13 protein-coding genes are annotated in these 20,261 nt (G+C 62.7%); 3 read left to right on the top strand and 10 right to left on the bottom strand.

The features are described from left to right. Positions 1 to 139 precede the first annotated feature (139 nt). From ACJ8PE_RS21670 to bcsR, 8 genes are all read right to left on the bottom strand, one after another. Positions 140 to 1,426 carry a dicarboxylate/amino acid:cation symporter gene (locus ACJ8PE_RS21670; protein WP_033645049.1) on the bottom strand — a complete coding sequence of 429 codons (1,287 nt, stop codon included), beginning with the start codon at positions 1,424 to 1,426 and terminating at the stop codon, positions 140 to 142. A 273-nt stretch (positions 1,427 to 1,699) separates the two neighbouring features. Further along, positions 1,700 to 3,706 (bottom strand): biofilm formation regulator HmsP, encoded by a 2,007-nt coding sequence (hmsP, locus tag ACJ8PE_RS21665; protein WP_042783438.1) that lies wholly within the window; start codon positions 3,704 to 3,706, stop codon positions 1,700 to 1,702. A gap of 228 nt (positions 3,707 to 3,934) precedes the next feature. Further along, a complete protein-coding gene (gene bcsC, locus ACJ8PE_RS21660; protein WP_197792964.1) occupies positions 3,935 to 7,408 on the bottom strand; it encodes a cellulose synthase complex outer membrane protein BcsC in 3,474 nt (1,157 codons plus the stop codon). Next, positions 7,390 to 8,502 carry a cellulose synthase complex periplasmic endoglucanase BcsZ gene (bcsZ, locus tag ACJ8PE_RS21655; RefSeq protein WP_080273430.1) on the bottom strand — a complete coding sequence of 371 codons (1,113 nt, stop codon included), beginning with the start codon at positions 8,500 to 8,502 and terminating at the stop codon, positions 7,390 to 7,392. The genes bcsC and bcsZ overlap by 19 nt, the downstream gene beginning before the upstream one ends. A 5-nt stretch (positions 8,503 to 8,507) precedes the next feature. Continuing rightward, positions 8,508 to 10,796 (bottom strand): cellulose biosynthesis cyclic di-GMP-binding regulatory protein BcsB, encoded by a 2,289-nt coding sequence (gene bcsB / locus ACJ8PE_RS21650; protein WP_197760383.1) that lies wholly within the window; start codon positions 10,794 to 10,796, stop codon positions 8,508 to 8,510. 62 nt (positions 10,797 to 10,858) lie between these two features. Further along, positions 10,859 to 13,462 carry a UDP-forming cellulose synthase catalytic subunit gene (gene bcsA / locus ACJ8PE_RS21645; protein WP_033645053.1) on the bottom strand — a complete coding sequence of 868 codons (2,604 nt, stop codon included), beginning with the start codon at positions 13,460 to 13,462 and terminating at the stop codon, positions 10,859 to 10,861. After that, positions 13,459 to 14,199: a cellulose biosynthesis protein BcsQ gene (bcsQ, locus tag ACJ8PE_RS21640; RefSeq protein ID WP_033645054.1), complete on the bottom strand. Its 741-nt coding sequence runs from the start codon at positions 14,197 to 14,199 to the stop codon at positions 13,459 to 13,461. The genes bcsA and bcsQ overlap by 4 nt, the downstream gene beginning before the upstream one ends. A 3-nt stretch (positions 14,200 to 14,202) precedes the next feature. Beyond that, positions 14,203 to 14,394: a cellulose biosynthesis protein BcsR gene (gene bcsR / locus ACJ8PE_RS21635; protein ID WP_033645055.1), complete on the bottom strand. Its 192-nt coding sequence runs from the start codon at positions 14,392 to 14,394 to the stop codon at positions 14,203 to 14,205. A gap of 189 nt (positions 14,395 to 14,583) precedes the next feature. Between bcsR and bcsE the strand changes: the two genes are divergently transcribed. The 3 genes from bcsE to bcsG are packed head-to-tail and all read left to right on the top strand — an operon-like array spanning position 14,584 to position 17,997. Then, positions 14,584 to 16,152: a cellulose biosynthesis protein BcsE gene (gene bcsE / locus ACJ8PE_RS21630; RefSeq protein WP_197760384.1), complete on the top strand. Its 1,569-nt coding sequence runs from the start codon at positions 14,584 to 14,586 to the stop codon at positions 16,150 to 16,152. Next, entirely contained in the window at positions 16,139 to 16,345 is a 207-nt protein-coding gene (gene bcsF / locus ACJ8PE_RS21625; RefSeq protein WP_033645228.1) for a cellulose biosynthesis protein BcsF, read from the top strand. Before bcsE ends, bcsF begins: the two co-directional genes overlap by 14 nt. Beyond that, on the top strand, positions 16,342 to 17,997 hold the full coding sequence (gene bcsG, locus ACJ8PE_RS21620; protein ID WP_197792965.1) for a cellulose biosynthesis protein BcsG: 1,656 nt from the start codon (positions 16,342 to 16,344) through the stop codon (positions 17,995 to 17,997). Before bcsF ends, bcsG begins: the two co-directional genes overlap by 4 nt. Positions 17,998 to 18,284: 287 nt before the next feature. On the opposite strand, the gene dppF is transcribed toward bcsG, so the two are convergent. Further along, positions 18,285 to 19,274 (bottom strand): dipeptide ABC transporter ATP-binding subunit DppF, encoded by a 990-nt coding sequence (gene dppF, locus ACJ8PE_RS21615; protein WP_015376237.1) that lies wholly within the window; start codon positions 19,272 to 19,274, stop codon positions 18,285 to 18,287. Next, positions 19,271 to 20,251, bottom strand: coding sequence for a dipeptide ABC transporter ATP-binding protein (gene dppD, locus ACJ8PE_RS21610; RefSeq protein WP_033645058.1), 981 nt, complete (start codon positions 20,249 to 20,251; stop codon positions 19,271 to 19,273). The genes dppF and dppD overlap by 4 nt, the downstream gene beginning before the upstream one ends. Positions 20,252 to 20,261: the final 10 nt, after the last annotated feature.

The following is a 20,261-nucleotide window of genomic DNA, read 5'->3' as shown; positions in this document are numbered from 1 at the left end:
GTTAGACCGCGCGCCTTTGCGGATGTCACTCATTAGAGTGAAAAATAATAGATTGCGGGGTTTTTAATGCAAAAAATCGTTACGAGGCAGGGGAAGAAGCTCACCGGCCGCGGATGCGGCCGGTGATTTACCGCCGAAATCAGGCGGAAGGCAGCGTTTTGTCCGCGCCGGTGTTTTTGTTGTTCAGGGTGTCTTTCAGCTGCTTCTCATCCAGCTGATTACACCATTTGGCCACGACCACGGTCGCCACGCCATTGCCCACCAGGTTGGTCAGCGCGCGGGCTTCCGACATAAAGCGGTCGATGCCGAGGATCAGCGCCAGGCCGGCCAGCGGCAGGTGGCCTACGGCGGAGATGGTGGCGGCCAACACGATAAAGCCGCTGCCGGTCACGCCCGCCGCCCCTTTGGAGGAGAGCAGCAACACCACCAGCAGGGTAATCTGATGCATGATATCCATGTGGGTGTTGGTCGCCTGCGCGATAAACACCGCGGCCATGGTCAGGTAGATAGAGGTGCCGTCCAGGTTGAAGGAGTATCCGGTCGGTATCACCAGACCCACCACCGATTTCTTGCAGCCCAACTTCTCCATTTTATCCAGCATGCGCGGCAGCGCGGATTCAGACGACGAGGTCCCCAGCACGATCAGCAGCTCTTCTTTGATGTAGTTGACGAATTTGAAGATGCTGAAGCCGTTGGCGCGGGCGATGCTGCCCAACACCACCACCACGAACAGGATGCAGGTGATATAGAAACACACGATCAGCTGGCCGAGTTGCACCAGCGTGCCGACGCCGTATTTACCGATGGTAAACGCCATGGCGCCGAAGGCCCCCAGCGGTGCCAGGCGCATGATCATGTTGATGATGCCGAAAATCACCCGCGAGAAGCTGTCGATTACGTTGTAGATCAGCTGCCCTTTGTCGCCCAGACGATGCAGGGCGAAGCCGAACAGCACCGCGAACAGCAGCACCTGAAGAATGTTGCCGCTGGCGAACGCGCCGATCACGCTGCCGGGGATGATGTCCAGCAGGAACGGAATGATGCCCTGCTGCTGCGCCTGCTCGGCGTAGATCGCCACCGCTTTGGCGTCCAGCGTACCGGGATCGACGTTCATGCCGGCGCCCGGTTGCACCAGGTTGACGATCACCAGGCCGATAATCAGCGCGAGGGTGCTGACGATTTCAAAATACAGCAGCGCGATGGCGCCGGTGCGCCCCACCGCCTTCATGCTTTCCATGCCGGCGATGCCGGTCACCACGGTGCAGAAAATCACCGGGGCGATAATCATCTTGATCAGTTTGACGAAGCCATCGCCCAAGGGTTTCATCTGGGCGCCGAGGTCAGGGTAGAAGTGGCCAAGCAGGATACCCAGCGTGATCGCCGTCAGCACCTGAAAATAGAGGCTCTTAAAAATTGTTGTTTTCATATGAACATCCTATGGGGGGAAGACACGCACCAGGCGGCAGTCTAAAAATCCAGCCTGTTCATTGCTTGCGCGGAAAATAACACCCACTTAACAACATGGAAATAATTTGTTGCACCCACCCCTCAGGGTTGATGTGAATTTAAGAGCTGAAACGCGTCAGTCCGGGTGCAAAGCTGAAAATTGCGTAAGCCTTTGTTTGCACTAACGCAAAAGAGGTATGAGTGGAATAGCGATTTTCGGACGGGGAAAAGTACCGGAAAGGTAACGCGGCGCTCACGGCGCCGCGCGGCAAAACTCGGTTTCGAACGCTTCACGCGGCAGCGGCCGAGCGAACAGGAACCCTTGCCCGCTGCGAATGCCGTGCTTCAGCAGCCAGTCGCGCTGCTCGGCGTTTTCCACGCCTTCGGCCATCACCGGCAACGCCAGCACTTCAGAGATTGAACTGACGATGCGCACCATCGCATCGTCGGCCGGCAGCCCCTGAATGAAACTGCGGTCGATTTTAATCAAATCGATCGGCAGGGATTTCAACCGGTTCAGGTACTCCAGGCTGGAGTAGCCCATGCCGAAGTCGTCCAACGCGATCGACAGCCCCAGATCGTGCAGCTCGCGCAGCAGCGCCAGCGCGCGGTCGAGATCGTCGATGCGTACCGTCTCGGTGATCTCCAGCAGCAGCTTGCGCGGATCGATTCGATACTGCGCCAGCAGATTTTTCAGATGCGGAACAAACGCCTCGTCCTGCATCTGAATGCCGGAAACGTTGACCGCCAGCGGCAGCGCAATGCCGCGCTGCTGCCAGTCCGCCAGGATACGGCAGGACTCTTCCAGCACCCAGTTGCCGAGCGGCACAATCACGCCCAGCTCTTCCGCGAGCGGAATGACGTCGGCCGGCAGGGTATAGCTGCCGTCGTACTGCTGCCAGCGCAGCAGCGCTTCTGCGCCGATCACCTCGTTGGACTGCATGTCGATCTGCGGCTGCAGGAACAGCGTGAAATGCCGCTGCTCAATGCCGTGCAGGATCTCGCTCTCCTGCGTCAATCGCTTCTGCGTGCGCTCCGTCAGGCTGGGTTCGAAGAACAGGATCTGATTTTTCCCTTCGCGATGCGCGGACATCATCGCCGAGGTGGCGCTGCGCAGCAGCTGTTCCGCGCTCTCCCCCTGATTGAGGTAGTGGGCGATGCCGATGCTGGCGTTGGGCCGCAGCGCCAGGCCTTCCAGCGTCAACGGCGCGTTGATCTCCGCCATGATGCGCCGCGCCAGCTGCATGGCGTGGAACGGCCGCTCGATGCCCTTGGCCAGGATGGCGAATTCGGTATTGCTCAGCTGTGCCAGCACGCCGTTTTCGTCGATGCAGCCGCGCAGCTTCTTCGCCAGCGCCAACAGCAATGCCTCGCGCATCGCCGGGCTCATCACGCCCGACGCTTCATGCAGCGTCTCGATGCCGATCACCAGCAGGTTAAAACGCTCGGGGCGCAGGCTGGAGGCGATATGCTGTTCCAGCAACGCGTTCAGCAAGGCCGGATTCGGCAGTTCGGTCACCGGGTGGCGGGTGCTCAGGCGGCTCATGTCGGCATGCGCCTTGGCCAGCGTCTGTTGATTGCGGTTGTAGTTGCGCACCAGCAGGCCGAGCTCGTCGTCCTGGTGCAGCGCCGGCAGCATCAGCTGGTGATAAGGCGCTTCGTCCTGCGAGATGTTTTCCAGCTCTTTGGCCATCGCGCGCAGCGGATGCACCATCAGCCGGTTCATGCACCAGGTGATGGACACCGACAGGATCAGCGCCAGCAGCAGGTAGGTCGACAGCATGGTCGACAAAATGCTGAGGATAAACTGGTACATGCGGAACGAATCGGCCTGCAGCACCAGGTAGGCCAGCGGCTGCTGGTTGGCCGGCACCCGTTCCAGCGAATAGAGCGGCACGGATATTTGGATAGGCAGCTCAAACAGCCGGGCGATCAGCGTCGGCACCGGCCGCTCTGGCGGGAAATTGGCGTGCAGCGCCTGAAACTCGTTCGGCAAGACGATATCCGCCCGGCTCAGAATGCCGACCGGCAACAGCGTATTCAGCACCTTTTTGGCTTCCGGCACGTCCATGCGCAGCACCGCTTCCGCCAGCGGCTGGCGTACGGAGTGAGCGATATTCTCCAGTTGCTGGGCGTAGTCATCCCTGCGCTGCTGCACAAAATGGAACAACTGAATCACGATAAAGATACAGATCGTGACCAGCGCCACGCCGGACACTGTCGCCATCTGCTTAATCGTTAACGAACGCCTGACCCGCAAACCTGCTCTCCGTAAAATCGGGCTGAAACAAAAAGGGGGCTGACTCTCACCCGCCCCCTCGAACCGGGCTGAGTATACTCGATCATCGGCTGTTTTTATCTGGCTATGCCGCAGGCATAACCAAGAAAATCGCGGGTTTCAGTCTTTTCCTAGAGCGAACAAACACGACCCGGACACAGGGTAACAAAACTCCCCGGTGTCCGACACTCCGAATCTCTCTCCTCCCGGTTACTTGAAGTCGGCATACGGCGTCAGCGGCTGCGGCGGTAAATCGAGGTCCCCCTGCCAGCCGGCCAGGGAATAACGCAGATAAATCAACGCGTGGCTCGGCGTATAGTTCTTCGCCTGCTGAATATCGATGCCCGCGCCGAGCGTCCAGTGCGAACTGAGACGGCGTTCGACGATCGCCCGCAGGGTATAACCGACGCCGCTCGAGGCGCTGCCGTCCTCGACGGCGAACTTATCGGGCAGTGAATCCGGGATCAGGCCTTGCAGCGGATAACGGCGCTGGCTGTCGGTTTTCGAATGCGACAGCGAAACCGAACCGCCCAGCTCCCACGACCAGTTCTCGGTGCGCTGACGATAGTTGACCGGCAGCGACAGCGACAGATATTGCTGCGGGCTGTAATAGCCGCCCTGTCCCAGCGAATAGCCGCTCAAGTCTTTCTGGTAGTGCCACAGCATGGTATTGAGCCCAACGCTCAGGCGGCGATTGTCTTCGTTGATCACCTTGTAGTAATAGCCGGCCATCAACCGCTGCCGCTGGTTGTCCGCCACGTTCTTGCCGGTGAGCTGGTGCGCGCTGAGATCGGCCCACACGCCGTTCGCCTCGCCGCGATCGTAGCTGGCGCTCAGACTGACGCCGGTGGCGCGCACGCCGCCCCAGGTAGTGCCGGTATTCGGATCCTTGGCGCCGCCAAACGCCAGCAACGAGCTGGAGATCGGCCGCCGCGAGGCCGCCAGCGTCCAGCCGATGTGGTTCCAGTCGCCGCTGTAGGCCAGGCCGCCGCTCCAGTCGACCACCTCGAAGCCCATCGGCGTCGTGCCGATATCGGCGGCCCAGCGATCGTTTTTCCAACCGGCCGCCACGCTGGTGCCGGTGGTTTTCTGGTGTTCATCGCCGCGGCACCCTTGCGTGTGGCAGGTGCCGAAGGTTTCGTAGTATTTGCCGCTACCGTCGGTCGAGAAGCGGCCGGCATCCAGCTGCACGGTGTCGGTGCGCAAGAAGGCGCGCCCGTCATACAGCGGCATATCCACCTGCAGCATGGTGTCGTGCGCGTTGAAGTCGGAAATGCCGCCGGTGCCGCTCGAGCGCCAGTAATCGTGATCGAGCGTGACGTTCACGTCTTGCTGCCGATACAGATCCGCGGCGTCGGAACGGATGCCGCGTTTCAGCCAGTCGTCGCTCGGGTTATTGCGCGTCAAATAGGTGTAGCGGTCATTGTCCTGCGGCAGCGTCGGCGTGATGCCGCCGGCCACCATCGCCTGGCGGTAGTCCTGCTGCGCCCGCACCGGCTGCCGCTGCGCCCGTTCCAGACGGGCGGCGTCGCGGTAGATCAGCGCTTTGGTCTGCCCGACGGGTTCTGAGGCCGCCGCCGTTTTCAGCCGACTGAAGAGCGCGTCGGCCTGCTGCGCATCGCCGACTGCGCCCCAGGCATTGGCGACCCGCCGTTGGCTGTTGAGCGAAGCGTCTTGCGGCTGCGGTTCGGTTTTCAGCCGCTGGCGCGCCGCGTCCAGATCCCCCTGCGCCACATAGGCTTCGATCTCGCCCAGCTGCGCATCCGGATTGTTCGGTTCACGGCGTTTCACCCGCTGATAGTTGTCCAGTGCCGCCGCATACTCCCCGCGCGCCAGCGCCCAGTCGGCGAGCAGCAAATCGATGCGCGTGTCCGCCGGCTGCCGGCGCAGATAGGCTTCCGCCGCCGGTTCGTCACCGGCCGCCCGCAGCCCTTCGGCATGTGCGATCGTCGCCTGCATTTTCAGCCGCTGCGCCAGTTCGCGCATGTTGTCGTTCCACTGCGCCGCCGGCAGCGTATTGAGCTGCGCCAGCGCCTGACGGTCGCGATCGCTGCCGGAAAGATAGAGCGCATAGGCGTAGGCCAACTGCGGATTGGCGTGCTGGCGCTGCGCCAGCTGCCGGAATAAGGCGTCCGCCTGTTGCGGCTGCCCGGCCTGACGCAGCGCCTGGGCATAGCGATAGGTCAGCCAGACATCGTCGGGCGCCAACGGCTGGGCGCGCCGATAGATTTCCGCCGCCTGCTGCCACTGTTGCTGCTGCGCCAGCGTCTCCGCCTGCTGTTTCAGCCTGTCGAGCCGCAGCCCATCAAGAGTGCTGCGCAGCTTGGCCTGCTGGCTGCGCGGCAGGCCGTCAAGGTAGGCCAGCGCTTTTTCCGGCGACTGGCGCTGATAGATATTCACCAGGCCGCGCAGCGCGCTGCCGTTGCCGGGATCGCGCCGCAGCGCCTGCTGATAAAACCCTTCCGCCGCGGCGTCATCCTTGCTCGCCACCGCCACATCGCCCAGGCCGATAAACGCGTCGCCGTTGCTGTCGTCGAGCTGGCGCGCCTGCTGATATTTCTGCCGTGCCAGCGCGAGATTGCCGGCCTTGAGCGCTTTGTCGCCCTCGTCGATCGCCAGCCAGTAGCCGGTGCTCTTGATCAGGCTCTGCCATTTGCCGCTGCCGTAGCCATTCTTGTCGGCAGCCAGCGCCTGGCGAAACAGCTTCAGCGCCTGCGGGCGGTTGCCTGCGCGCGAGTAGGCCTGGCCGAGCGCGCCCAGCACCTCGGCGTCGTTCGGCGTCGCCGCCAACGCCTTTTGCAACTCAGGAATGGCCGCCCGGCTGCCGCCTTTATCCACCTGCGCCAGGCCGCGCACCCGCGCCTGATAAGCCGGATCGGCCAACAGTTTCTGCTGTCTGGCCAGCTCTTCACGGGCGCTGGTCGCCTGATCGCCGGTGTCGAACACGCCGAGGAAACGGTTGAGCGCCGCTACGCTCTGCGCGCTGACCGGCATCGCTTTGACCTTGTCCAGCCACAGATCGGCGGCATCGCCGCGCCCGGCCGGATCGGCGGCGATCTTCTGCAGCAGTTCATAGGCCTGCGCGTCCTGGTTCTGGCTGAACAGCATGCGCGCCAGCGACATGCGCAGCGCCGCGTTGCCGGAATATTGCTGATCCAGCGCCTGCAGCTGCTTTAACGCCTTCGCCTCCTGTCCCGGCAAGCGCGCCACCAGCCGCCAGTATTCCACCGCCAGATCGAGCGTCGGCGGCTCGCCGTGGAACAGCGCATCGTACTGCGCCTTGGCCTCCGGCAACCGGCCGGCGGTCGCCATCAGGCGCGCCTGCTGCAGCTTTTGCCGGGTTTCCGGCTGGGTCAGCAGCATGTTCATTTGCGCCTGGCGATAAGCGCTGGACTGCGGCGCGAGCGTTTTCAGCTTGTCCAACTGCTGCTGCGCCAGCGCCATGTTGCCCTGCCGCAGCGCCAAACGCATGCGCGCGGCGATCACGTCCGGGTTGTTCGGATCCATCAGTTCGAGCCGGTACAGCGATTGGCGTACCAGATCGTCCTTGTTGCCGGCCTCGCCAATGCGCACCTGCTCCAGCAGCCACTGCTCCGGCGCCACGGCCTCCGCAGCGCGCGCCTGCGGCAGCATCGCCAGACTCAGCGGAATCAAATTCAGCCAGTTTATTTTGAAGTTGTGCATTGGCCGTCCCACGAGGGTTGCAATTCACCCTGACGATTAAAGCGATAACGTTGTTGATCCCACCCCTGGCCGAACAGCGTCAGCGAGGCGCTGAAATAGGCGTCGTCACCCGGCGGGTGTTCGCCGATCCGTTGCCGCTGGGCCGCCAGCGCGTCGGCCTGCGCCGCCAACATCGGCAACATCGCGGCGGAAAAGCCGACCGGGCCGTCGCCGGTGGTTTTGCCGCTGGCGGTATCGGTTTTCTCCGGCGGCACGCCCTGGCTGGCGGTGAGCTGCGCCATCGGCTGGAAGCGTTTGAGCAGCGCCGCCTTGTGTTCATCGTCGTCCGCCAGCATGCCGGCCCACAGATAGACCCGAATGGCATCGTAGCTGCCGACGTTCGGCTTGACGGTGTCCGGCTGCCAGCCGGCGCCGACCCGCCATACCACCCAGTCCGGCGAGAAGCCGTGCGGCGCGGTCTCCAACCACAGCCGCTGATTGATCTCGCGCATCGCGCGCCACGGGCCGTTCAGCGCCGCAAAACGCGTCAACAGCTGCGGCGGCAGGTAGCTGGGGTTCAGCCGCCAGCGATCTTCCGCCACGAACCCGACTTTGCCCGGCAGCAGCATCAGCCCCAGGCCGGGGATGTCGGCCACTTCCTCGCGGCCGATGCGCTGCAACAGCAGCGTCCCCAGGGTTTGATAACGCCGGCTTTTCCACAGGCGGCCGGCTTCGAGCAGGTTATAAGCGATCCACAGATCGGCGTCCGACGCCGAGTTGGCGTCCAGCACCTTCCACTGCTTGTCGTCGCCCTCGCCCCACAGCCAGGCGGGTAAACGGGCGCTGAGATCGCCCGCCGCCAGGTTGTTCTCCGTCCAGGTCAACAGCTGGTCGAAGGTCGGCCGGTCATTGGCCACCAGGGCGAAGAACAGGCCGTAACTCTGCCCCTCCGACGTGGTGATTTTGTTCGGGCTGCTCGGATCGATCACCCGCCCCTGCGGGCTGATGTAGAACTGCTTGTACTGTTGCCAGCCCGGCCATTCGCAGGCCGCCGCCGCGCTGAAAGCGCACAGCAGCAGCATGCCGAGCGACAGGCGTTGCAGCATCGCGTTCACCGCCGTCAATCCCGATCTTCAGGCGCCAGACGCCGCCGGCTGAAGGCCTTCAGGCCGCGCCACAGCATCAACCCCAGGATCACTACCAGCACCACCGCGAGCACCGCCAGTAGGACCGGATGGGTGGAGAGGGCATACCAAAGCCGCTCCCACCAAGGCAGGTGACCGACATAGTAAACATCGCCGACGCGCAGGCTGTTGACCCCCGATTCGCGGATCACCGCCACCGAGCCGAACACCGCGGCGCGCTTGCCGCTGTCCAGCAGGGCATTGTTCAGCAGCTCATAGCCGCGCGGGCTGTCCGCCAACAGCGCCACGATGCTGCGCTGGTCGTTGAACGGCGACTGCACGCCAATGATCGCCGACATCGCCCCCTCGGAACTGACGGTGGTCTTGCTGTCCGGCTTGGCGTCCTCCGCCAGCACTTCCGAGCTGGGCAGCGGCGGTTGGCGCGTCGGCTGTTTCACCCAGCTTTGGGTCGCGTCCACCAGCAGGCTGATTTTCTTGTCGTCGCGCAGCTCCGGCGGAATGGTGCCGACCATCAGGATATCGTCGTCACGATCCTTGGCCTGCGACCAGTCGTCGCTCAGCGTGAAGGCCAGCGCCGGATAGCCGGTTTGCGCGCCGATCACGCCGAGCGCGTTCAGCAGCGCACTGACCTGTGCCGGCTGCGGTTTCTGGTTCACCAACACCAGCGTTTGCGACAGATCTGCCAGGCGGCTGAACGGGAAGCCGGCGTTGGCGAAGGCGCGCAGGTCCGGCATCGCCATAAAATGACGGTAGCCGGAGAAATCGATGGTAGACGCGCCGTCGATCACCGCGTGGTTTGGCGTGAAGGAGTAGGTTTCGCAGCGCCCTTCCGCGCCGCTGGCCAGCAGCGTGGTGTAGTCAAAGTCAAAGCGCAGCTGGTTGGTGGCCCCGAGCCGCAGCGCCGGAATGCTGACGTTCTTGTCGGAGTCGAGCAGCCCCTGCGTCAACGGCAGGCGCAGCAGCTGCGCCCCCTGTTCGTGTTCCGGCACCAGCGAGTAGGCCTGCACGAACTGGTTGTTCAGGCTGACGCTCAGCCGCGAACCGTCCTGAATGCGCGGCGCGGTATAACGGTACTTGAGGTGCATGTCGATGCCGGTGCTGCGGATCAGGAACAGATCCGGCGGCAGGTTCATGGTCAATGAAATCGGGCCGGGCTCGATACCGCTGGTTTGCAGCTGTTCGGCGTATTGCTGCAGTTCGGCGAAGGTCATCGGCCGATCGGTGCGCACCCAGTTCGGCGCGTCGTAAGGCTGACGCGGCGCCAGCTGTTCCACCTTGTCCACCGTCACGTTCTGGCCGCGGAACAGAATGTCGCCCTGCGCGATGCCTTTCACCGCGGTGATCAAATCGTTGTCGTCACGCCCCTGAATCAGCAGCAGTTTGACGTACGGATTGTCCGGGTGGCTGATCATCTCCACCGTCGGGCCGTTGACCGCCGGGTAATCGCGCAGGAAATCCGGGCGCTGCTTATTGGTGGCGAACACCACCGCGTGCTGCGTCGGCAGCGCGTTATACAGCGTTGGGAAGGATTGCCCGCGCCACTGCGCCTTGCTGCCGAACCAGGAAGCCAGAATGCCCGCCGCGCGCTGCTGGGCCAGATCCGGCTGGCCGGCGAACACCATCGGCAGCGTCAGCGGCCGATTATCGCGGCTGTCGAAGAACGGCTCAGGGAAGTGCGACAGCTCGTTTTTCACCGGCAGCGTCTGGAAGCGCAGCTTCAGCGCGCTGGATTTGCTGACGTCGAGCCACAGCGAGGTGCTGGCCGGGTTTTCGCAGATGTTCTGATAATGGCCGACGAACACCAGCCGGACGCGGTTAAAATCGGTGATATAGCGCGGATCGATCGCCATCTGGATGCGATTGGGCTTGCCCAACTGCTCCTTGGCGATCGTGGTCACGCCCATCAGCTCGTCGTTCAGGTAGACCTTGACGTGCGACTCGACCGGGATCAGCGCCGGCGACGGCGTAAATTCCAGGTCGAGCATCGCCTGCGAGACGACCTCATCGCTGCGCACGCCGAATTCGATCTGCCCGTCCGGCCGGGTGCCGCGCAGAACAAAGGTGCCCGGCGGCGGCGCTATCTGCGCGAACGGCAGCGACACGTCGCGCACCGGCGCATTCGGATCCTGCGGCGCGGTCGCCGTATCGGCCGCCGCAGCGATCGGCGGCTGGGCCGCCACGGTCGGCGCGGTGGCGGTTTCGGCCTGCGACAGGGTGCTGATGCCTAAGGCCAGAGCTGTTAACCAGGTTATTTTTCTCGTCATCGTATCATCATCAATGTTGGAGCCTGTTCACCGGGCGAGTGAGCGGGCGGTTGAACTCGCAGCTAACCCACGGTTTCTTGTTGACCCAAGGTCGGATCCCTGCCGACGCCGCGCGGAATAAACGACACTACCCAGGCGGTCAGCGACGTGACCCCGACCAGCAGACCGCGTACCAGCGGCGGCGCGTAGTCCGCCATGCGCACATAGCCGCGGAAGCCCAGCGCCAGCACGTCGCGCAGGCTTTCGATCGGCCGGTCTTCAGGGAACCCGTCCTGCCACAGCGCCCAGGTATCGGCGCGGGCGAAGGTGCACTGAATAAAATCGATGTGTTCGCGGGTGGAAAGACTGACCAGACGCACCCCCACCTTGTTGCCGAAGGCGCGCGTCACCACGCAGGGGAAGCTGTACTCCTGCTGGCCGCGTTTGAGCAGCAGCGAGGCCTTGTCGCCCTCTTTCAACGTGTCCGCCACCCGCATCTCGATGCCCACGCCGCCATCGGAGTAATCGCGCAGCGTGCAGGGGTAGAGGTGGCCGTCGGCACGCGCGATCGCCGCCGGCATGGCGATCTCCACGCGGTGCGCCTGACGCACCTGTTTGGCTTCCACCGCCACCGCCACCGCGCCGCCGAGAATGGTCATGTTGTACAGCACCCACACCAGGCTGATGATCACCGTCATCACCTCGTCCGTCGGGCCATAGGCCAGCCGCCAGGCGCCGAACGCCAGCCCGGCGAGGTTAAGAACCACCAGGAACATGTAAGGCCGGGTGATCACCCAGTCGACGTGCTCCTCCTCCACCAGCCCGCCCTTGGCGGTCACGTTGAATTTGCCCTTGTGCGGATTGAACAGCGCCACCGTCGTCGGCCGCGCGATATACCAGGCCAACACCGTTTCATAGATTTCGCTCCAGAACGAATGGCGGTATTTCCCCTGGATGCGCGAGTTGGTCAGGCTGGCGTGGATCATGTGCGGCAGCACGTAAAGCGCGATCGCCAGCGCCGGCGCGAAGATGATGTAGGCATGCAACAGCAAAAACGCCAGCGGCGCGGTGAGGAAGATCAGCCGCGGGATGCCCGACAGGAAGTGCAGCATGGCGTTGGCGTAGCACAGGCGCTGCGCCAGTTTCAGCCCCTTGCCCAGCAACGGGTTGTCGAGCCGGAAGATCTGCACCATGCCGCGCGCCCAGCGAATGCGCTGGCCGATGTGCGCCGACAGGCTTTCGGTCGCCAGCCCGGCGGCCTGCGGAATGCGGATATAGGCCGAGGTATGCCCACGTCGGTGCAAACGCAGCGAGGTATGGGCGTCTTCGGTGACGGTTTCCACCGCGATGCCGCCGATTTCGTCCAGCGCGCTGCGGCGCAGGATGGCGCAAGAGCCGCAGAAGAAGGTGGCGTCCCACATGTCGTTGCCGTCCTGCACCAGCCCGTAGAACAAAGTGCCCTCGTTGGGCGTCTGACGGAAGCGGCCAAGGTTGCGCTCGAAGGGATCCGGCGAGAAGAAGTGGTGCGGGGTCTGCAGCATCGCCAGCTTTTTGTCTTTGAAGAACCACCCCATGGTCAGCTGCAGGAAGGAGCGCGTCGGGACATGGTCGCAGTCGAAAATCGCCACGAACTCGCCGGTGGCCTGCTTCAGCGCGTTGTTGATGTTGCCGGCCTTGGCGTGTTCGTGAGTCGGCCTGGCGATGTACTTCACTCCCACCTCGGCGGCGAACGCCCGGAACTCGGGGCGATTGCCGTCATCAAGGATATAGATGTTCACTTTCTCTTTCGGCCAGTCGATGCCCAGCGCCGCATAGATGGTGGGCTTCACCACCCCGAGGTCTTCGTTGTAGGTCGGCACCATCAGATCGATGGTCGGCCAGGTGGCGCTGTCTTCGGGCAACGGCACCGGCTGGCGGTTAAGCGGCCAGATAGTCTGGAAATAGCCCAGCACCAACACCACCCAGGCGTAGGTTTCCGCCACCAGCAACAGCAGGCCGCATACCAGGCTGAGCGGATCGTCCCAGTTCAGCGTGGCGGTATAGCGCCACCACAGGTAACGGCAGGAGACGGTCAACGACAGCACGATCAGCATCAACGCAGGCAAGCGCCCCGGCACCCGGCGCACCACCATCGCGATCCCCCACAGCAGCAGAACGAACACGAACTGCGCCGACAGATCGAACGGTTGCGAGATGCACAGCATGGCGAGGATCGCCGCCAGCACGCCGACCAGAATGAACAGCGCGCGCCGCAATCCGCGGTTCATGCGGCCGAGTCGCTCTACCGAGCGCTGTTCCACGCCGGCGTTTTTCAGCCGCTGCGGCAAGCCCTGCAGCCAGTCGGCATAGCGCTGCTGCAGCCGCCGCCAACCGGCGAAATAATCGCGCTGCACCGGCGCGCGGCCGCTGCGGAACAGCAGCAGCCACGCCCCCTGCAGCAAATAGCGCAGCGCATCCGCCGGGCGGGGGCGTTCGGCGGACAGATGCGGGAACCAGTAAGCGCGGCCGGCGCGCACGCGCCGCCAGGCCGGTGACTCCAAACGCAGCAGCATCCACCCCAGCGCCACCAACAGCGTAGTGAAAAAGGCGGTCAGCGCCGACGCCCCGCTGCGGCGATAGGCGCGGTAGCGCGCCTGCACCGCCTGGCGCACCGGCGGCACCAGCAGCAGGCTCAGCACCCGACTCATGGCGCAATGCCCCGTTTGAGGTTGATCAGGCACCAGTTGGCCAGCGTCAGCACTTCATCCGCCGCCAGGCTCTCGGGGCGGTACTCGCCCAGCGGCTGTTTGGCCGCCAGCGCTTCCGCCAACGCTTCATCGCGGTGGATAACCACCGGCAACAGGCCGCTCAGCGTTTGCAGCCACAGCTGATGCAAATCCTGCTGCAGCCGGCTGGCCGAAGAGTAATGGTTAATCAGGAAATGACTTGCGTGCGGCAGCGCCTGCTGATGGAGCCGCACCTGGCAGTTGGCGTCGGGGTTCAACAGCACGAACACGCTGTCGGCCAGTTGCAATGCCTGCTGCGCCAAAACGCCGTCCCCGACCGGGACGTCCAGCAGGATCCAGCGCTGCGGATCGCCGGCCATCAGCTGACGCAAATTATCGCGCCAGCGATCGGGATGCGCCTGACACCGATGTTGCACTTCCAGCCGTTCCGCCGCATTCAGGCGGCCAAACGGTAAAAAGTCGAGGTTTTCGCAATAACGCAGCGCGCCTTCCCGCCAACCGCCGCCGTCCTGTTCCGCGCGTGCCCAGCCGCGCGCCAGTTCGAACGGCGTGTTGAAATGCAGGCGCAGCAGATTGTCCGGCGTAAAGTCTATCGCCAGCACCGACTCGCCAAGCTGGCGCAACGCCCAGGCGAGCGCCGCCGTGACTGACGTCGTCCCCATTCCACCCCGCAACCCTTGCAGCGCGATCGCCGGCATAGATCAGTGGCTCCCCGCGTTTTGCGCCAATTCGGCCAGCAGCGGCCAGCGCGTCATCATTTGCGTTAACCGCTCCTGCCGCGAAATATCGACATAGCTTAATTTTGGTAATGAAAAAGCCTGGCTGAGCGCCTGCAGGTCATCCTGGCTCTCCTCCGGCGCCGCTGCACGAAAATGGCTGGGTGCGTTATTCATTCTTCCGCCTTGGCGAAAATAGGCTATGTTAATTAACTATAGCAACGATACAAAAAGAGACAGGCAATAAGATGATTCTCAACAAATATTATTGAAGAGCATCGGAGATTTGTTATTGCCAGCGTAAAAATGGCTATCTTTAAATATAAACGCCTTTAGTCGGCTTTCAACGAAAGTAGAACACATCCTATGGCGCACTCTTTTTCTCTAGGCATTCGGCAGATTTGGGAAGAGCTGTCGGTGATGCAGGCCCCCGGGCTGTATTGGATCAATATCGACAGGCAAAGCGACGCCGCGCTGTTGTGTCGCCAGGCCATCGCCGCCCAGCCGGCCACCCGCAAGCTCGCCCTGATCTGCAGCGGAGACAAACCCGATCGCCTGCTGGCCGAGCTGGCTGCGCCCGCTTTGCAGAAGCTGCCGCTGTATCAACTACCGGAGAAAAAAGCCGCGCTGGCGCAGTTGAGCGACGATCTGATGCGCGCCCTGCGGCCGCAAAATCGCTTACTTATCCTGCTGGCCCACGCCAGCCTGTGGCAAACCTTCACCACCGAAGAACTGCGCGAATGGACGCGCACCCTCGCCGCCTGGCTGCGGCGGCAGGGGTGTACGCTGTTGATCCTCAGCCACGGCGGCGGCATCAATAAGCTCAAAGGGCAGCTCAGCACACAGCACCGCATCCTGAACGGCCTGTCCAGCCTGCAATGGCAGCAGGACAGCGCGCAATACCTGGTGAACTGGTGGAGCACCGAAAACGGCATCAACGCCAATCAGCTGCTGACGCTGTATGCGGCGGAAGGCGGTTGGCAGGGCGAGGAGGAAAATAGCCAGCCCTCCCCCACCGCCTTGCGCAGCGACGAAGGCCAGTATCTGGCCGAGCGTAGCATCCTGGAAGGCGCGCCGCCGCTGTCCGCCAACTGGCAGCTGTTGGAGAGCAACGACGAACTGGCGCAGCACGGCATGCTGAGACTCTCGGCGACGTTGATTTTCGCGTTGTATCAAAGCGACCAAATCGATCATCTGGCGCACCAAATCCACACCCTGCGCCGCAGCCGCGGCAACGGCCTGAAAATCGCGGTGCGCGAGATGAGCGCCAGCCTGCGCTACAGCGACGAACGGCTGCTGCTGGCCTGCGGCGCCAACCTGATCGTGCCGCACGTCGCGCCGCTGTCGCGTTTTCTGACCATGCTTGAAGGCATCCAGGGGCAGCGTTTCTCACGTCACGTGCCCGCCGACATCGATGCGCTGCTGGCCGGGCTGCGTCCGCTGCAGCTGAAAGGCTACATGCGGCCGGAACCGTTTAGCCAGGCGGTGCTTTCGCTGATGGCCAACACCTTGCTGCCCGAGGACGGCAAAGGCGTGATGCTGGCGTTGCGCCCGGCCACCGGCCTGCGCGCCGAACAGGCGATGACCCTGTGCCACCTGCGGCGTTTCGGCGACGTGATGACCGTGGTGCAGGGGCGCCTGGTGCTGTTCCTCTCCACCTGCCGCATCAACGATCTGAACACCGCGCTGAAGTTCATCTTCCGCCTGCCGGTGGATGAAGCCTTCAGCAACCGGGTGGTGTGGCACCAGGATGTCGATATCATTTCGGAAATCAAACGCATGGCTCAGGGGCGCTGGCAGCTTACCGCCACCGGCGCCGCGGGCGTCGCGCCGCCGCCCCCCGTGGTGACGGCCGCAGAGCCCGCAGAACGCCGCCAGCCGATCGCTTTCACGCTGCCGCTTGGCCCGCAGGAGGAAAAGCATGCTGAACCTTAACGACATCCTGCAACTGATCTTGCTGTGCGCGCTGGTCTTCATTCCGCTGGGCTACGCCTTTCACCGGCGTTTTCCGCATTTGCGTCAATACTGGCAAAACCTGTTGTTATCGCCGCGCTATTTGAAATCCGCCGGTTTATGGGTGCGCACAGGCTCATCCTCCCAGATTAAACGTCATAAGAAGCAGCCATGAATCCAAACACAAATACGCAATCCGATAACGCTCTGTGGCGCTACTGGCGCGGGCTGGGTGGCTGGAACCTCTACTTTCTGGCGAAATTCGCCCTGCTGTGGTTCGGCTACCTGAATTTCCACGCGCTACCGAACCTGGTGTTCATGGCCTATCTGCTGATGCCGATCCCCTCGCCGCGGCTGCACCGCTGGCGCCATTACCTCGCCATCCCGATCGGCATCGCGTTGTTCTACCACGATACCTGGCTGCCGGGCATCAACAGCATTCTCAGCCAGGGCTCTCAGCTGGCCGGCTTCAGCGCCCAGTACCTGCTGGAGCTGGTCAGCCGCTTTATCAACTGGCAGATGGTCGGCGCCGCCTTCGTGTTGCTTATCGCCTACCTGTTCGTCGCCCAGTGGGTGCGCGTTACGGTGTTCACCGTGGCCGCGCTGGTGTGGCTCAATATCGTCAACATCGCCGGGCCGGCGGTCTCACTGCTGCCCGCCAGTTCCACGGCTGCCGCCGGCGGCGCCGGCACGCCGGCCACGGCCGCGCCGACGGCAGGAGATAATGCGCCCGCAGACAGCCTGCCGCCGACCAGCGCCAACCTGACGGCCTATCTGAACCAGTTCTACGAGCGGGAAAAAGGCCGCGCCACCGCGTTCCCGGCCACTTTGCCCGCCGACGCCCAACCGTTCGATCTGTTGGTGATCAACATCTGCTCGCTGGCCTGGGCTGATATGGAGGCGGTCAACCTGCAGAATCATCCGCTGTGGTCGAAGATGGATATCATGTTCGACAGCTTCAATTCGGCCACCGCCTACAGCGGCCCGGCCTCGATACGGTTGCTGCGCGCCAGCTGCGGCCAGCTTTCGCACCATGATTTGTACCAGCCGGTGAACCAGCAGTGTTACCTGTTCGACAACCTGGCGAAGCTCGGCTTCAAGGAACAGCTGATGCTCGATCACTCCGGAGTGTTCGGCAACTACCTGAAAGAGCTGCGTGAACAGGGCGACATGCAGGCGCCGCTGATGTCGCAGGCCGGCGTCGGCAACGAGCTGACGTCGTTCGACGGCGAGCCGATTTATAACGATCTGGAATTGCTGACCCGCTGGCTGGATCAGCAGCAAAAAGCCGGAGACACCCGCACCGCCACCTTCTTCAACGTCATTCCGCTGCACGACGGCAACCGCTTCGTCGGCTCTAACAAGAGCGCCGACTATCAGCCGCGCGCGCAGAAGCTGTTCGATCAGCTGAACACCTTCCTCGATCAGCTGGAAAAATCCGGCCGCAAAGTGGTGGTGGTGATCGTGCCGGAGCACGGCGCGGCGTTGGTGGGTGACAAGATGCAAATGTCCGGCCTGCGCGATATCCCCAGCCCGAACATCACCCATACGCCGGTCGGCATCAAACTGATCGGCATGAAGGCGCCGCATCAGGGCAGCCCGCTGCAGGTCAAAACGCCGAGCAGCTATCTGGCGCTGTCGGAGCTGGTATCACGTCTGGTGGACGGCAAAGTCTTCAGCGAGTCCAGCGTCGACTGGCAGGCGCTGACGCAAGGGCTGCCGCAGACGCCGGTCATCTCCGAAAACGACAACGCCATCGTGATGCAATATCAGGGGAAACCATACATTCGCCTGAACGGCGGCGATTGGGTGCCTTATCCGCAATAAGCGCGGCCTTATCGACCCAAAGCACGCCGACGGCGTGCTTTTTTTATTGAGCAAGTCCGACAAAAGGCGAAGTTAAACGTCTGGCAAAAATATTATTACTCACCACCCGTTAAATTTTTTATTCGCTTATTAATTCATTGCGAAAATTCCTATAAAAATAAGCATTCGTCAGATTTTCGTTAAGCATTCAGTAACGCCCTGAAAAGCGATTCGATTAACAGATTGATTAAATAATAAAAAACGCCGGCGTTAAGCCGGCGTGGGTTTATGCGGTGAAATCCGACGCTTTACGCCCCCGGATGTTCGTCCTGATCGACCGCAAAACAGGCCACCATCTGCTCACCGTACTGCTTCAGCTGCGGCTGCAGCTGTACGCAGGTGCCGAAGGCGCGGCGGCAGCGGGCATTGAATGCGCAGCCCGGCGGCGGGTTCATAGGGCTGGGCAGTTCGCCGGTCAGCTTGATGCGCTCGCGGCGCATATCCGGGTTCAACCGCGGCGTCGCCGAGAGCAGCGCCTGGGTGTACGGATGGCGCGGGTTGTTGAAGATCGCCTCTTTGCTGCCCTTTTCCACGCAGCGGCCCAGGTACATCACCATCACTTCATCGGCGATGTGTTCCACCACCGACAGATCGTGCGAGATGAACACGTAGGACAGCCCCAGCTCCTGCTGTAGATCCATCATCAGGTTCAGCACCTGCGCGCGCACCGACACGTCCAACGCCGACACCGGCTCATCGGCGATCACCACGTCCGGATTCAGCATCAGCCCGCGAGCGATGGCGATACGCTGACGCTGGCCGCCGGAGAACATGTGCGGATAGCGATCGTAATGCTCGGTCTTCAGGCCGACCTTCGCCATCATCTCCAGCGCTTTTTCCCGCCGTTCGGCGGCGCTGAGCGAGGTGTTGATCAACAGCGGCTCCTCGAGGATCTGCCCGACCTTCTTGCGCGGGTTGAGCGATCCGTAAGGATTCTGGAACACGATTTGGATCTTCTGGCGCCGCAATTTCTCGGCGGAAACGTCCGGCTTCAGCAGATCCTGTCCCTGGTAGTACAGCTCGCCGCCGGTCGGCACTTCGATCATCGTCAGCAGGCGGCCGAGCGTGGATTTGCCGCAGCCCGACTCACCGACCACCGCCAGCGTTTTACCGCGCTCCAGAGTGAACGACACGCCGTCCAGCGCCTTGACCAGCCGCTCCGGCGCGAACAGGCCCTTTTTCACCGGGTAATGCTTTTTCAGGTCGATCGCCTGCAGTAAAGGTTGATTCTGGCTCATACGGTCGGCCTCCCCGCATCATCCAGCGGTGTGTGACATTTAACCTGACGGCCGGGAATGCTGCGCAGTTCCGGCTCCTCGTTACGGCAGCGCTCGTTGGCGTACGGACAACGCGGATTGAGCAGGCAGCCGGTCGGGCGATCGTATTTGCCCGGCACCACGCCCGGCAGCGAAGCCAGCCGCGCCTTGTCGGCGGCGAACTCCGGCAGCGCGCGCAGCAGCGCCTGGGTGTACGGGTGGCGCGGCGCGCGGAAAATCTCCGCCGCTTTGCCGGATTCCACCACCTGGCCGGCGTACATCACGATAATGTGATGCGCCGCTTCCGCCACCAGCGCCAGATCGTGGGTGATCAGCAACAGCGCCATGTTCTCGCGCTGCTGCAGATCCAGCAGCAGTTCGATGATCTGCGCCTGGATGGTCACGTCGAGCGCGGTCGTCGGCTCATCGGCGATCAGCAGCTTCGGCCGACAGGCGATAGCCATGGCGATCATCACGCGCTGGCTCATGCCGCCGGAAAGCTGGTGCGGGTACACGTCCAGCCGCGAGGCCGGATCGGGAATCCCCACCTGCGTCAGCAGGTCGATAGCGCGCTGGCGGCGGGTGCGGCGGTTGCCGCCCTGATGCACCTTCAGCGCCTCCATAATCTGATAACCGACGGTGTAGCACGGGTTCAGGCTGGTCATCGGATCCTGGAAGATCATCGCCACTTCGGAGCCCACCAGCTGGCGGCGCTCTTTTTCGGAGATCTTGCGCAAGTCCTGGCCATTGAACTCCAGCTTGTCGGCCATCACTTTGCCGGGAAAATCGATCAGGCCCATGATCGCCAGCGAACTGACGGATTTGCCGGAGCCGGATTCACCGACGATGCCGACCACCTGACCTTGATCCACGCTGTAACTGATGCGGTCTACCGCGCGGAACGGGGTGCCTTCGTCACCGAAGTGCACCGAAAGCTTGTCTACATTCAATAACGCCATCTCTCTCGTC

It is taken from the genome of Serratia sp. CY74737, assembly GCF_052166775.1.
Classification (GTDB): domain Bacteria; phylum Pseudomonadota; class Gammaproteobacteria; order Enterobacterales; family Enterobacteriaceae; genus Serratia; species Serratia ureilytica.
This window is presented reverse-complemented; position numbering and strand designations above follow the sequence as displayed.

Coding starts and splice junctions, on each gene's coding strand:
- ACJ8PE_RS21670 (WP_033645049.1), bottom strand. CDS start 1,426: ATGAAAACAACAATTTTTAAGAGCCTCTATTTTCAGGTGCTGACGGCG.
- bcsC (WP_197792964.1), bottom strand. CDS start 7,408: ATGCACAACTTCAAAATAAACTGGCTGAATTTGATTCCGCTGAGTCTG.
- bcsB (WP_197760383.1), bottom strand. CDS start 10,796: ATGACGAGAAAAATAACCTGGTTAACAGCTCTGGCCTTAGGCATCAGC.
- bcsA (WP_033645053.1), bottom strand. CDS start 13,462: ATGAGTCGGGTGCTGAGCCTGCTGCTGGTGCCGCCGGTGCGCCAGGCG.
- bcsQ (WP_033645054.1), bottom strand. CDS start 14,199: ATGCCGGCGATCGCGCTGCAAGGGTTGCGGGGTGGAATGGGGACGACG.
- bcsR (WP_033645055.1), bottom strand. CDS start 14,394: ATGAATAACGCACCCAGCCATTTTCGTGCAGCGGCGCCGGAGGAGAGC.
- bcsE (WP_197760384.1), top strand. CDS start 14,584: ATGGCGCACTCTTTTTCTCTAGGCATTCGGCAGATTTGGGAAGAGCTG.
- bcsF (WP_033645228.1), top strand. CDS start 16,139: ATGCTGAACCTTAACGACATCCTGCAACTGATCTTGCTGTGCGCGCTG.
- bcsG (WP_197792965.1), top strand. CDS start 16,342: ATGAATCCAAACACAAATACGCAATCCGATAACGCTCTGTGGCGCTAC.
- dppF (WP_015376237.1), bottom strand. CDS start 19,274: ATGAGCCAGAATCAACCTTTACTGCAGGCGATCGACCTGAAAAAGCAT.
- dppD (WP_033645058.1), bottom strand. CDS start 20,251: ATGGCGTTATTGAATGTAGACAAGCTTTCGGTGCACTTCGGTGACGAA.